Raw genomic sequence first — 14,100 nt, 5'->3', positions numbered from 1 at the left:
GTGTCAGCGGCACGTGATGGGCTCGGTAGCATCAAGCACCGGCACGGAAGCCATCCCGCCGCCGGTCGACGCTGCCGGAGGTGCCCGTATGAGCCCAGACAACGCAGTGGAAGCCGCCCCGAACGCCGAGGGGCGCAGGCGCATCCCTCGGGCGGCGGACCTGCGCCGGCTGGGGCGCGCGGCCCTGCTCGGTCCCGGTGGACGGGGGCGTGTGCCGGACGCGATCGAGCACATCGCCAAGGTGCACCGCCTGCGGCATCCCGGCGCCGACCTCGCCATCCTGCGCAAGGCCTACGAGCTCGCCGAGTCCTCGCACCGCGGCCAGATGCGCAAGAGCGGCGAGCCGTACATCACGCACCCGCTCGCGGTGACCCTCATCCTGGCCGAACTCGGCGCCGAGACCACGACCTTGACGGCCTCGCTGCTCCACGACACCGTCGAGGACACCGATGTGACGCTGGACCAGGTGCGGGAGGAGTTCGGCGAGGAGGTGCGCTTCCTCGTCGACGGCGTCACCAAGCTGGAGAAGGTCGACTACGGCGCGGCCGCCGAGTCCGAGACCTTCCGCAAGATGCTGGTCGCCACCGGCAACGACGTCCGCGTGATGTCGATCAAGCTCGCCGACCGGCTGCACAACATGCGCACCCTCGGCGTCATGCGTCCCGAGAAGCAGGCGCGCATCGCCAAGGTCACCCGCGACGTGCTCATCCCGCTCGCCGAACGCCTCGGCGTCCAGGCGCTGAAGACCGAGCTGGAGGACCTGGTCTTCGCCATCCTGCACTCCGAGGAGTACAGCCGCACCACCGACCTGATCGTCGAACACGCCGCCCTGCCCGACCCGTTGGGCGCCGTCGCCGAGGACGTGCGCCGGGTGCTGCGGGACGCCGGGATCGGCGCCGAGGTCGACGTCCGGCCGCGGCACGTGGTGTCGGTGCACCGCGTCGGGCTCAAGCGCGGCGGCGCGCTGCCCGGCGGCAGCGACTTCGGCCGCGTGCTGATCCAGGTCGCCGAGGACGCCGACTGCTACGCCGTCCTCGGCGAGCTGCACACCTGCTTCACCCCGGTCGTCGCGGAGTTCAAGGACTTCATCGCGGCACCGAAGTTCAACCTCTACCAGTCGCTGCACACCGCCATCCGCGACAGCGACGGCCGGATCGCCGAAGTCCTCATCCGCACCCGGCAGATGCACCTCGTCGCCGAGGCCGGCGTCATCGCGCTCGGCAATCCGTACACGGCCGGCGAGGCACCGGACGGCGCCGACGGCGAGCGTGTCGACCCGACACGGCCCGGCTGGCTCGCCCGGCTGCTGGACTGGCAACGCGACGCCCCCGACCCGGACTTCTTCTGGAGCACCCTGCGCGACGAGCTCGCCCAGGACCGGGAGATCACCGTCTTCTCCGCCGACGGCGGCACGGTGGGCCTGCCGGACGGCGCCACGTGCACCGACGCGGCCTACGCCCTGCACGGGGCGGCCGCCCACGCCGTCGTCGGCGCGCGGGTCAACGGCCGGCTCGCGCCGCTGCGCACCCCCCTCAAGGACGGCGACACCCTGCAACTGCTCATGGCCCACAACACCGGCGGGGAAGCCTCCGGACCGTCACCGGACTGGCTGGAGCACGCCCGCACCCCCGCCGCCCGCATCGCCATCAGCCGGTGGCTGGAGGCCCATCCGGCGGACGGCGCCGAGGAGCAGCCGGCCACGCCCACCGTCCGCACCGCCGGGACGATCACGCGCCGCACGGCCGACCCCCTCGCGGAGACCGCCGACACCGACCCGCCCGGCGGCACCGTGCGCATGGCCCGCTGCTGCACGCCCGTGCCGCCCGACGGGATCACCGGCTTCGTCATCCGCGGCGGCACGGTGGCCGTGCACCGCGCCGGCTGCCCGGTCAGCGCCCGCATGGTCGCCTCCGGCCGCGACCCGGTGGCCGTCCGCTGGCGTCACGACGCGCCCGACGCGGGCCACCGCGCCACGCTCTACGCCGAGGCGCTGGGCCGTCCGCGGCTGCTCGCCGACCTGACCGAGGTCATCGCCGGCCAGGGTGCCGCCATCGTCTACGCCGCCGTGGAGCCCCCGCAGGAGCACCGGGTACGCCACACGTACACCGTGGAGCTGCCCGACCCGGGATCGCTGCCCGCCCTGATGCGCGCGATGCGCGCCGTGCCCGGCGTCTATGACGTGTACCGCGCCCAGGGCGCCGTCGCCACCCCGCAGGTCTGAGGAGTACCCGATCGGGTGGGGTGCTGACGCGCCGCCACCTCGGGGGCCCGGACCGCTGATACCGATGTCTCATGATCGGATCCTTTGCGCGCCGCGGCGCCCTCACCGCGGCCGCGGTGATCGCGCTCACTGCGGCGGGACTGCCCGGCGGCGACACGACCCCCGCCGGCATCGGCGACCGGCTCTACCCCGAGCTCGGCAACCCCGGGTACGACGTCCTCGACTACGACATCTCGCTCACCTACCACGGCAAGGACCGGCCGCTCAGCGCCGTCACCCGCATCGACGCGCTCGCCACCGACACCCTGCGCAGCTTCCACCTCGACTTCGCCCGGGGCATCGTGAGCTCGGTCGAGGTCGACGGCCGGCCCGCCCGGTTCACCACCGAGCGCGAGGAACTGGTCGTCACCCCGTCCGCCCCCGTCCCCGAGGGCGGCCGGACGGAGATCACCGTCGTCCACACCAGCGACCCCACCACCAAGGACGACACCGGCTGGATCCCCACCAAGGACGGACTGGTCATGGCCAATCAGGCCAGCGCCGCCCACACCGTCTTCCCCTGCAACGACCACCCCTCGGACAAGGCGCGGTTCGCCTTCCACGTCACCGCCCCCAAGGACCTCACGGTCGTCGCCAACGGTCTGCCCGAGCCGTCCCTCACCCGGGGCGCCACCACCACGTGGACCTATCGCACGGCGCACCCCATGGCCACCGAGCTCGCCCAGGTCTCCATCGGCCACAGCGCCGTCCTGCACCGCACCGGGCCCGGCGGCCTGCCCCTGCGCGACGTCCTGGACGCCGCCGACCCGGACCGGGCGACGCTGGAGAAGCGGCTGGCGCAGACCGCCGACCAGATCGCGTGGATGGAGCAGCAGGTCGGCCCGTTCCCCTTCGAGACCTACGGCATCCTCGCCGCCAACACGGTCACCGGCTTCGAGTTGGAGACGCAGACCCTCTCGCTCTTCGAGCGCCGCGTCCTGATGGCCCGCGAGGCGGACGCCACGCCGGTGATGGTGCACGAACTGGCCCACCAGTGGTTCGGCGACAGCGTGAGCCCGGCTACCTGGTCCGACCTGTGGCTGAACGAGGGCCACGCCACCTGGTACCAGTGGCGCTACGGCGCCGAGAAGTACCACGAGTACACCCTGGACAAGCTCGCCAGGAGCGCCTACCAGATCGACGGCGAGCTGCGCCGCGCCGGCGGGCCTCCCGCCCACCCGCTCGTGCCCGGCAACCCCGGAGCGCAGGCCAAGCTGAGCATCTTCCGCGGCAACGTCTACTTCAGCGGCGCCCTCGCCCTGTACGCGCTCCGCCAGGAGATCGGCGACGACGTCTTCCAGGAGCTCGAGCGGGCCTGGGTCACCCGGCACCGCGACGGCGTGGCCACGACCAGGGACTTCATCGACCTCGCCTCGGAGACCGCCGGCCGCGACCTCGGCCCCTTCCTGCGGGCGTGGCTGTACGGGCCCACCACGCCTCCCATGCCGGGCCACCCCGACTGGAAAACGGCCGCGGCCAAGCCGGGGCCCCACGTCGGACCGCACGCCGAGTCGCACGGTCAGTCGCACGGCGGGCACCACGGCGCCCCGCACGGCGGGCACCACTGAGGGCCCCGGCCCGCGCGGGCGAAAGTCGCGTGACCGGGCGGCGACCGGCGTGCGACCATCTAGGTACGGCGACGGCGGCGCGGCCGGGGAATCCACCGGACGCGCCAGGCGTTGTCCCACAAGCGAGGCGCGAGCGCCCCGCCCATCGATTCCTCTCCGAGCAAAGGATCCAATGACCTCCTCTTCTTCCTCTTCGAGCTCTGCAAGCAGCCGCCAGCGCCTCCCCGAGAGCCTTCGGGCCGACGCCCTGATGGAAGAGGACGTCGCCTGGAGTCACGAGATCGACGGGGAGCGTGACGGCGAGCAGTTCGAGCGTTCCGAACGTGCCTCCCTGCGCCGTGTGGTGGGTCTGTCCACCGAGCTGGAGGACATCACCGAGGTCGAGTACCGGCAGCTCCGCCTGGAGCGGGTCGTGCTCGTCGGTGTCTGGACGGACGGCACCGTCCGCGACGCGGAGAACTCCCTCGCGGAGCTCGCCGCCCTCGCCGAGACCGCGGGCGCACTCGTCCTGGACGGCGTCGTCCAGCGCCGCGACAAGCCGGACCCGGCCACCTACATCGGCTCGGGCAAGGCGCAGGAACTGCGGGACATCGTCGTGGAGACCGGTGCCGACACCGTGATCTGCGACGGTGAGCTCAGCCCGGGCCAGCTCATCCACCTGGAAGACGTCGTCAAGGTCAAGGTGGTCGACCGGACCGCGCTGATCCTCGACATCTTCGCCCAGCACGCCAAGAGCCGTGAGGGCAAGGCGCAGGTCTCGCTCGCGCAGATGCAGTACATGCTGCCGCGCCTGCGCGGCTGGGGTCAGTCGCTGTCCCGGCAGATGGGTGGCGGTGGCTCCGGCTCCTCGGGCGGCGGTATGGCCACCCGTGGTCCCGGTGAGACCAAGATCGAGACCGACCGGCGCCGCATCCGCGAGAAGATGGCCAAGATGCGCCGGGAGATCGCGGAGATGAAGACCAGCCGCGACCTCAAGCGCCAGGAGCGCAAGCGTCACAAGGTGCCCTCGGTGGCGATCGCCGGCTACACCAACGCCGGCAAGTCCTCGCTGCTCAACCGGCTCACCGGTGCGGGCGTCCTGGTGGAGAACGCGCTGTTCGCCACCTTGGACCCGACCGTGCGCCGGGCGGAGACCCCGAGCGGGCGGCTCTACACCCTGGCCGACACCGTCGGTTTTGTGCGGCACCTGCCGCACCACCTGGTCGAGGCCTTCCGCTCCACGATGGAGGAGGTCGCCGACGCCGACCTCATCGTGCACGTGGTGGACGGCTCGCACCCGAACCCGGACGAGCAGCTCGCCGCGGTCCGCGAGGTCTTCCGTGACGTCGGCGCGCTGGACGTGCCCGAGATCGTGGTGATCAACAAGGCCGACGCGGCCGACCCCGTGGTGCTGCAGTCGCTGCTGCGCCGCGAGAAGCACTCCATCGCGGTGTCCGCCCGTACCGGGCGCGGCATCCAGGAGCTGCTGACGATGATCGACGACGAGCTCCCGCGGCCCGCCGTCGAGATCGAGGCCCTGGTGCCGTACACCCGGGGCGCACTCGTCGCCCGGGTGCACTCCGACGGCGAGGTGCTCTCCGAGGAGCACACCGGCGACGGCACGCTGCTCAAGGCCCGCGTCCACGACGAGCTGGCGGCGGAGCTGGAGCCGTTCGCGCTCGCCGCGCGCCGCTAGCCTGCCGAGTACCGACGCCGCAGGGCCCGCCCCCATGGAGGGGCGGGCCCTGCGGCGTTCTCCGCCGCGCTACTCCCGTACGCCGTTGAAGATCGCCTCGGCCTCGGGCCCCAGATGCGGTCCGGCCAGCCACCGGGGGCTGTCCTGCGGGCCGATCGAGGTGTTGCTGACCAGGGCCAGCCTGCCGTCGGGCTCCTTGGCGAACCAGCCGCCGCCCGAGGCGCCCGCCGTCATGGTGCAGCCGAGCCAGTGCATGGTGGGCGCGCCCCTGGTGAGCGCCAGCCGGACCGGGTCGCCCGCGCAGTGGTACTGCTGGTAGCCGTAGCCGTCGAAGGGCGCCGCCGCGGGATAGCCGCGGACGTCCATGGAGTCGATGCCGGCCGAGGTGGGCGCGTCGAACCAGACCGGCACGGAGGCACCGACCGTCTCCTCCAGGGACGTGGCGGAGTCCGGGTTGGTCACCTTCAGGACCGCGAAGTCGTACGGGTAGGCCGAGCTGGTCTCCGAGGACTCCCCGCCGCCGTCGATCCACTGCTGCGAGGTGCCGGCCTTTGCCGCCCACCAGGTGCCGTACGGGGCGAGCTGCTCCTTGGTGGCGCTCTGCAGTGCCGCGCCGCTCAGGCCCTTATCGTTGAAGGAGGGTACGAAGACGATGTTGCGGTACCAGCCGCCCGCGGCGCCCGCGTGCACGCAGTGGCCTGCCGTCCACACCAGATTGCTCTTCCCGGGGTTCGCCGGGTCGCTCACCACGGTCGCCGAGCAGACCGCCTGGCCATCGGGCATGTCGAACAGCAGCTTGCCCGTCGCCGGTGAGGCGTCGTGGAACGGGGTCGCCAGCCGCTGTGCCCTGATCGCGGCGGGCTCCGGGTCGGTGGTGCCGTCGTCCGCGCGACGGACGTCCGGGTTCTGCTCGTCGTCCGGGGTGCCGTCGGCCTCGCGGAGCCGGTCGGCGTCCCAGAGGTCCTTGATGATGGGGTTGATGAAGTCGGCCGCGTCCCGCAGCCACTTGTCCTTGTCCCAGTCCTTCCAGCCGCCGTTCTGCAGCGCGTCCGCCCACTTGTCCAGGTCGTCGAGGCTGGTGGGAAGGGTGGTGGGCAGATCGGTGGGCAGCTGGAGCCCGCTGTCGTCGGATGACGCGGTCGCCGAGGGGCTGGGCTTGGCATCGGCGTTGTCGCCCGACCCGCCGCAGGCGGTCGCGGTGACGGCGAGCAACGCGGCCGTGGTCGCCGCCACGGCCAACCGGCTTATCGATGGCATCGGTTGCGATCCCCCTGTTGTGAACATGTCGGTTGCTCGCTGACGGGCAATGCCCAACTCTGCCCTCTCATGGGCGACGTATGCCCCGTGAAGGGGGACGGCACGTGCCGGGCGGACGGTTCCGCCGTGAGATCTCCGGCACAGGCAGTTGCCGTGCGCGCGTGCGGTCGTTGGTAGCTCCGGGGGCGCCGCACCCGACACCGAGGAGTGAGCACGTGGCCGCCATGCCGAGCGCACCGGACCGACTGGCGGTGCACGAGGGCGACTTCGGTGACGCCGAGGGCATCCTGCGACGACAATCGCTGCGCGAGTCGGCTGCGCGCACCTACGCCCGTTCGCTTCCCGTCGTGCCCGTGCGCGCGCACGGGATGACCATCGAGGCCGCCGACGGCCGCCGCTACCTCGACTGCCTCTCCGGGGCGGGCACCCTCGCGCTCGGCCACAACCACCCGGTCGTCGTGGAGGCCATCCGCGCCGTCCTCGACTCCGGCGCCCCGCTGCACGTGCTGGACCTGGCCACCCCTGTCAAGGACGCCTTCACCACCGCCCTGTTCGAGACGCTGCCCCGCGAACTCGCCGAGCACGGAAGGGTGCAGTTCTGCGGCCCGGCCGGCACGGACGCGGTGGAGGCCGCCCTCAAGCTCGTGCGCACCGCCACCGGCCGCGACGGCCTGCTCGCCTTCTCCGGCGGCTACCACGGCATGACGGCCGCCGCGCTGGCCGTCACCGGCGACACCGCCGTACGGGGCGCGGCCGGCGCTGCCGCGGACGCCGGTGTCACCCGGCTCCCGTACCCGTACGCCTACCGCTGCCCGTTCGGCATCGGCGGGGAGCAGGGCGCGGAACTGTCGGCCCGGCTGACGGAGAGCCTGCTCGACGACCCCAAGGGAGGTGTCCGGCCGCCCGCCGGGATGCTCCTCGAACCGGTCCAGGGCGAGGGCGGTGTCATCCCTGCCCCCGATGCCTGGCTGCGCCGCATGCGCGCCGTCACCCGGGCCCGCGGCATCCCGCTCATCGCCGACGAGGTGCAGACCGGCGTCGGCCGGACCGGGGCCTTCTGGGCCGTCGAGCACAGTGGTGTCGTGCCGGACGTGATGGTGATGGCCAAGGCCATCGGCGGCAGCCTGCCGCTCGCCGTCGTGGTCTACCGCGAGGAACTCGACGTCTGGCGGCCCGGCGCCCACGCCGGCACCTTCCGCGGCAACCAGCTCGCCATGGCCGCGGGTGCCGCCACCCTCACCCACGTCCGCCGCGAAGGCCTCGCGGCCCGCGCCGCCGCCCTCGGCGCCCGCATGCTCGTCCGGCTGCGTGAACTCGCCGCCGCCCACCCCTGCGTCGGGGACGTCCGCGGGCGCGGCCTCATGCTCGGCCTCGAACTGGTCGACCCCGAGGGCACACCCGGCGTCCACGGAGTCCCGCCGTCCGCACCCCGCCTGGCCGCCGCCGTCCGCAGCGCCGCCCTCGACCGCGGCCTCATCGTCGAACTCGGCGGGCGCGACGCGAGCGTCGTCCGCCTGCTGCCCCCGCTCACCATGACCGACGAGCAGTCCGAGGCCGTCCTCGACCGCCTGGCCGACGCCCTGACGGCGGCCGCCGCGAACCGGACGTGGGGGCCCTCGTGACCCCGGACGCCGCCGGCCCCGCGCGCCGCCACGCCGATTCCCGAGGAGTCATCCCATGACCGCACGCCCCTTCGTCGGGACCCCGGCGACGGTCCCCCCGCAGGCCCGGCAGGAGGAGTACGACGACCCGTACGCCGTCGCCGACGCGGCCGGCACCGAAGCGCTGCTGCGGTGCTGGGCCCGGGAGACGGGCCTGCCGGTGCCGCAGGGCGACACCTTGTGCGTGCCGCTGCCCGCGACCGGAACCGAACTGCGGGTGCCGGTCCGCCACTGGTCGGCCACCGGTCACCACCGCTTCGGCCCCCCGCGCCTGTCCGCCGCGGGCCAGGAGGTGGGCGCCGTGACGCTCGCCGCCCTGCTCGCCCGCGAGGCGGGCGTCCCCGCACCGGACGGCGCCGACCTGGTGGCCCGGGTCGCGGACTCCGTCCGCCGGACCACGGCGATCGTCGCCGAGCGCAGGGCACGACCGGCAGCGCCGCCCGGCACGATCCCGTTCCTCGACGCCGAACAGGCTCTTGTCCTCGGCCATCCCCTGCACCCGACACCGAAGAGCCGCGAAGGCCTCACGGACGCGGAATCGGCCGTCTACGCGCCCGAACGGCGCGGGTCCTTCGCCCTGCACTGGGCGGCCGTGGACCGCGGCGTCCTGGCCGGCGACTCGGCGTGGACCGAGCGCGGGCGCACCGTGCCGGCCGCCCGCCTTATGGCCGCCCTGGCGGGCCCCGACGTCGTCCGGCGGCTCCCGCCGGGCACCGTGCCGCTGCCGCTGCACCCCTGGCAGGCACGCGATCTCGCGCACCGGCCCGAAGTGCGTGCGCTTGTGGAGGCCGGACTGCTGCACGACCTGGGCACGGCGGGCGAGCCCTGGCACCCGACGTCCTCCGTGCGGACGGTCCTGCGGCCCGGCACGGCCGCGATGCTCAAGCTCTCCCTCGCCGTACGCATCACCAACTCCCGCCGCGAGAACCTCCGCAAGGAGCTCCACCGGGGCGTCGAGGTGCACCGCCTGCTGCGGGCCGGCCTGGCCGAGCGCTGGCGCCTGGCCCACCCGGGGTTCGACATCGTCCGCGACCCGGCCTGGCTCGCCGTCGACGCCCCGGACGACGGCGCCCCGGTCCGCGGTCTCGACGTCGTCGTACGGCACAACCCCTTCGGGCCCGGCGACGACGTGGCCTGCCTCGCCGGACTCACCGCGCCGCGGCCCGCGCCCGACGGGGGACCGGGAATGCCCTCGCGCCTCGCCGAGCTGGTCGGGGGGCTGGCCGCACGCAGCGGGCGGCCCGCGGCGGCGGTGTCGGCGGAATGGTTCCTGCGCTACCTCGACGCGGTCGTGCGCCCGGTGCTGTGGCTCGACGGCGAGGCCGGCATCGCCCTGGAGGCCCACCAGCAGAACACCCTCGTCGTGCTGGACGCCCACGGCTGGCCGGCCGGCGGCCGCTACCGCGACAACCAGGGCTACTACTTCCGCGAGAGCTCACGCACCGCCTTGGAGGCGCGCCGTCCCGGCGTCGGCGCCGTGAGCGACACCTTCGTGCCCGACGCCGTCGCCGACGAGCGACTCGCCTACTACCTGGGCATCAACAACGTCCTCGGCCTCATCGGGGCGTTCGGCTCCCAGCGCCTCGCCGACGAGCGCGTGCTGCTGGCCGCCTTCCGCCGCTTCCTCGGCAAGGCCGCCGCGGGCGGCCGCTCCCCGCTGCCCGGACACCTGCTGGAGGCACCGGAGCTGAGGTGCAAGGCCAACCTGCTCACCCGGCTGCACGGCCTGGACGAACTGGCCGGCCCCGTCGACACGCAGTCCGTGTACGTCTCCGTCCCCAACCCCCTCCGCGCCTGACCGCGGGAGGCCACGAAGAGAGGAGGCAGCAGCCGCCATGACGGCCGCCGACTCCAACACCCACACCGCACGCCCTGGCCGCACCGCCACCTCGGAGGACCCCGGTGCCCCGGGCGCCCCCGCCCGCCGCGAGGCCCCCGGCCCGGACGACACACTGGACCTGGAACTGCCCCCCGAGGTCCGCGCCCTCTTCGCGGAGGACGTCACCGCCGACGACCGCGGGAGCCGCCCCGCCGCTCTCGACGACCTGCTCGACGGGGTCGCCGACTGGGGCCCGGTGGACACTCCGGCCGGCACCTTCCACCTCGTCCCCGCGCGGCCCGAACGCGACCTGCCGGTGATCAGCCGCTGGATGAACGATCCCGCCGTCGCCGCGTTCTGGCAGCTCGCGGGCGCCCCGGCGGTCGCCGAGCGCCACCTGCGCGCCCAGCTCGACGGCGACGGGCGCAGCGTGCCGTGCATCGGCGTGCTCGACGGCGTCCCCATGAGCTACTGGGAGATCTACCGGGCCGACCTGGACCGCCTCGCCCGCTACTACCCGGCCAGGCCCCACGACACCGGGCTCCATCTGCTCATCGGCCGCGTCTCGGACCGCGCGCGCGGTCTCGGCGGCGTCCTGCTGCGTGCCGTCGCCGACCACGTCCTGGCACACCGCCCGAGCTGCGCCCGGGTGGTCGCCGAGCCCGACCTGCGCAACACCCCCTCGGTGTCGGCCTTCCTCGCCGCGGGGTTCCGGTTCTCGGCGGAGGTGCAGATGCCCGGCAAGCGGGCCGCCCTGCTCATCCGGGACCGCGCCCTGCGGCACGTCCTCTGAGGCAGAGGACGCGGGATGCAGGGCCCCGGAGTGATCCGCGGCCGCCTGCGTTGTCGGTGCCGCCCCGTAGGGTGGTGCTGCTATGACACAGCCCGCGAAGCCCGCCCTCACCGACCTCCTCCACGCCGCCGTCACCGCGGTCGGCGGCGTGGAGCGACCCGGCCAGGTCACCATGGCCGAAGCCGTCGCCGAAGCCGTCGACGACGGCTCCCACCTGCTGGTCCAGGCCGGCACCGGCACCGGCAAGTCCCTCGGGTACCTGGTGCCCGCCCTGGCGCACGGGGAGCGCGTGGTCGTCGCCACGGCGACCCTTGCGCTCCAGCGCCAGCTCGTGGAACGCGACCTGCCGCGTACCGTCACCGCGCTCCGCCCGCTGCTGCGGCGGGAGCCGCAGTTCGCGATGCTCAAGGGCCGGTCGAACTATCTGTGCCTGCACCGGCTCCACGAGGGCGTGCCCCGGGAGGAGGACACGGGCGAGGCCGGCCTCTTCGACCAGTTCGAGGCCGCGGCGCCGACCAGCAAACTCGGCCAGGATCTGCTGCGGCTGCGGGACTGGTCGGACGAGACCGAGACCGGTGACCGGGACGACCTCACCCCCGGCGTGTCCGACCGCGCCTGGCAGCAGGTGGCCGTCACCTCCCGGGAGTGCCTGGGCGCCTCCCGCTGCGCGTACGGCGCCGAATGCTTCGCCGAGGCCGCCCGCGAGCGCGCGAAACTGGCCGACGTCGTCGTCACCAACCACGCGCTGCTGGCGATCGACGCCCTCGAAGGCGCGCCGGTCCTGCCGTCCCACGAGGTGCTGATCGTCGACGAGGCTCATGAACTCGTCTCGCGGGTCACCGGTGTCGCCACCGGCGAGCTCGCCCCCGGCCGGGTCAACCGCACCGTCAGACTGGCCGCCAAGCTGGTCAACGAGAAGGCCGCGGACGCCCTGATGAGTGCGTCCGAGGGCTTCGAGCGGCTGATGGAGCTGGCCCTCCCCGGGCGGCTGGAGGAGTTGCCGGAGGATCTGCGCTACGCCCTGATGGCGCTGCGCGACGCCTGCCGGCTGGTCATCACCTCACTCGGCGAGACCCGCGACCGGTCCGTGCAGGACGAGGACGCCGTCCGCAAGATGGCGCTCGCCTCGGCCGAGAATGTCCACGAGGTCGCCGAGCGCATCGTCGAGGGCTCCGAGTGGGACGTCGTCTGGTACGAGCGCCACGACCGTTTCGGTGCCTCACTGCGGGTGGCCCCGCTGAACGTGTCAGGGCTGCTGCGCGAGAAGTTGTTCACCGAGCGCTCCGTCGTGCTGACCTCGGCCACGCTGCGCCTGGGCGGCGATTTCAACGGTGTCGCGGCCTCGCTCGGTCTCCCTCGGGAGGGCACCGTGGCCGCGGAGGGCGAAGACGAACTCCCGGTCTGGAAGGGCCTCGACGTCGGTTCGCCCTTCGACTACCCCAAGCAGGGCATCCTCTACGTCGCCCGCCACCTGTCCCAGCCCGGACGGGACGGCGGACGTGAGGACATGCTGGACGAACTCACCGAGCTCATCGAGGCCGCCGGGGGCCGCACCCTCGGGCTGTTCTCCTCGATGCGGGCGGCCCAGGCGGCCGCCGAGGCGCTGCGCGGCCGCATCGACCACCCGGTGCTGCTCCAGGGCGAGGAGACGCTGGGTGAGCTGATCCGCCGCTTCTCCGCCGACCCCGGCACCTGCCTGTTCGGCACGCTCTCGCTCTGGCAGGGGGTGGACGTGCCGGGTGACAGCTGCCAACTCGTGGTGATGGACCGGATTCCCTTCCCCCGGCCGGACGACCCGCTGATGAGCGCGCGTCAGAAAGCGGTGGAGGACAAGGGCGGCAACGGCTTCATGGCGGTCGCCGCCACGCATGCGGCGCTGCTGATGGCCCAGGGCGCCGGCCGCCTGGTGCGCGCGGCCGACGACCGGGGCGTGGTCGCCGTACTCGACCCGCGGCTCGCCACGGCCCGCTACGGCGGCTTCATCAAGGCCTCGATGCCGGACTTCTGGCAGACCACGGACCGCGATCAGGTCCGCAGGTCGCTCGCCGCCATCGACGCGGCCGCGAAGGCGACCGAGGCCCCGGTGTCCTAGCGGGGGTCCACGTCCTGGGGCCTGGCACCCCGCCCATACACAGGACAGGCCCGTGCACAGACGAGCCCCGGAACCGGCGCAGAGGTTCCGGGGCCCGGTCACGGGCGGGTCGTGGGTCAGACCCGGCGCAGCACCGCCACCACCTTGCCGAGGATGGTCGCCTCGTCGCCCGGGATGGGCTGGTACGCGGAGTTGTGAGGAAGCAGCCACACATGGCCGTCCTCGCGCTTGAAGCGCTTGACCGTGGCCTCACCCTCGATCATCGCGGCGACGATGTCGCCGTTCTCGGCGACGGGCTGACGGCGCACCGTCACCCAGTCCCCGTCGCAGATGGCGGCCTCGATCATCGAGTCGCCGACGACCTTGAGCACGAACAGATCACCGTCACCCACCAGCTGGCGGGGAAGCGGGAAGACGTCCTCGACCGACTCCTCGGCCAGGATCGGGCCACCGGCGGCGATCCGGCCGACCAGCGGCACGTACGACGCGGAAGGCTTGCCCGCGGTATCGGTCGGCTGCGCCTGCGCGGCGTCGGAGCCGCGCACCTCGTAGGCGCGGGGCCGGTGCGGGTCCCGGCGAAGGAACCCCTTGCGTTCCAGGGCCATCAGCTGATGGGCGACCGACGAGGTGCTCGACAGGCCCACGGCCTGGCCGATCTCCCGCATGGACGGCGGGTATCCACGGCGCTGCACCGAGTCCCTGATGACCTCGATGACCCGGCGCTGCCGGTCGGTCAGTCCGGAACTGTCCGCGCGGATTCCAGGAGGTCGTCCGGGAAGTGCGCGTGCGGGCTTGGTGGTCTCGTCGTTCATCGCATCCATCGGGCGTAGCCGGTCCTGGGGGCGGTCATGTGCGGTCAGTGTGGCGCTGTCGGCGGTGGTGGTCACGGCGGCCCCTCTCGAGATGTTCTCCCTAGTAAGACAACGGTAGTTGCTTTCGAAAGGTTGCGCCAAACACACGTTCGAGTGAATTTCC

At 73.3% G+C, this 14,100-nt stretch carries 9 protein-coding genes; 7 read left to right on the top strand and 2 right to left on the bottom strand.

Features of this window, described 5'->3' with window-relative positions; translation table 11 throughout:
- Positions 1–88: 88 nt before the first annotated feature.
- The 3 genes from RV983_RS10610 to hflX all read left to right on the top strand — a co-directional run bounded on the left by RV983_RS10610 (position 89) and on the right by hflX (position 5,503).
- Positions 89–2,221: a RelA/SpoT family protein gene (locus RV983_RS10610; protein WP_475985549.1), complete on the top strand. Its 2,133-nt coding sequence runs from the start codon at positions 89–91 to the stop codon at positions 2,219–2,221.
- Between the two features lie 71 nt (positions 2,222–2,292).
- A complete protein-coding gene (locus tag RV983_RS10605; protein ID WP_475985548.1) occupies positions 2,293–3,828 on the top strand; it encodes a M1 family metallopeptidase in 1,536 nt (511 codons plus the stop codon).
- Positions 3,829–4,000: 172 nt separating this feature from the next.
- On the top strand, positions 4,001–5,503 hold the full coding sequence (gene hflX, locus RV983_RS10600; protein WP_475985547.1) for a GTPase HflX: 1,503 nt from the start codon (positions 4,001–4,003) through the stop codon (positions 5,501–5,503).
- A gap of 69 nt (positions 5,504–5,572) precedes the next feature.
- On the opposite strand, the gene RV983_RS10595 is transcribed toward hflX, so the two are convergent.
- Positions 5,573–6,760, bottom strand: a complete 1,188-nt coding sequence (locus RV983_RS10595; RefSeq protein WP_475985546.1) for a trypsin-like serine peptidase — start codon at positions 6,758–6,760, stop codon at positions 5,573–5,575.
- Positions 6,761–6,984: 224 nt separating this feature from the next.
- Between RV983_RS10595 and RV983_RS10590 the strand changes: the two genes are divergently transcribed.
- The 4 genes from RV983_RS10590 to RV983_RS10575 all read left to right on the top strand — a co-directional run bounded on the left by RV983_RS10590 (position 6,985) and on the right by RV983_RS10575 (position 13,125).
- Entirely contained in the window at positions 6,985–8,382 is a 1,398-nt protein-coding gene (locus RV983_RS10590) for a diaminobutyrate--2-oxoglutarate transaminase family protein (RefSeq protein ID WP_475990279.1), read from the top strand.
- 55 nt (positions 8,383–8,437) lie between these two features.
- Positions 8,438–10,219, top strand: a complete 1,782-nt coding sequence (locus tag RV983_RS10585) for an IucA/IucC family protein (RefSeq protein ID WP_475985545.1) — start codon at positions 8,438–8,440, stop codon at positions 10,217–10,219.
- Positions 10,220–10,256: 37 nt separating this feature from the next.
- A complete protein-coding gene (locus RV983_RS10580; protein ID WP_475985544.1) occupies positions 10,257–11,033 on the top strand; it encodes a GNAT family N-acetyltransferase in 777 nt (258 codons plus the stop codon).
- An 82-nt stretch (positions 11,034–11,115) separates the two neighbouring features.
- Positions 11,116–13,125: an ATP-dependent DNA helicase gene (locus RV983_RS10575; RefSeq protein WP_475985543.1), complete on the top strand. Its 2,010-nt coding sequence runs from the start codon at positions 11,116–11,118 to the stop codon at positions 13,123–13,125.
- Positions 13,126–13,241: 116 nt separating this feature from the next.
- Here the strand turns inward: RV983_RS10575 and lexA are convergent, their stop codons facing one another.
- Entirely contained in the window at positions 13,242–14,012 is a 771-nt protein-coding gene (gene lexA / locus RV983_RS10570; RefSeq protein WP_475985542.1) for a transcriptional repressor LexA, read from the bottom strand.
- Positions 14,013–14,100: the final 88 nt, after the last annotated feature.

The sequence above is a fragment of the Streptomyces sp. RLA123 genome (assembly GCF_056270165.1).
This window is presented reverse-complemented; position numbering and strand designations above follow the sequence as displayed.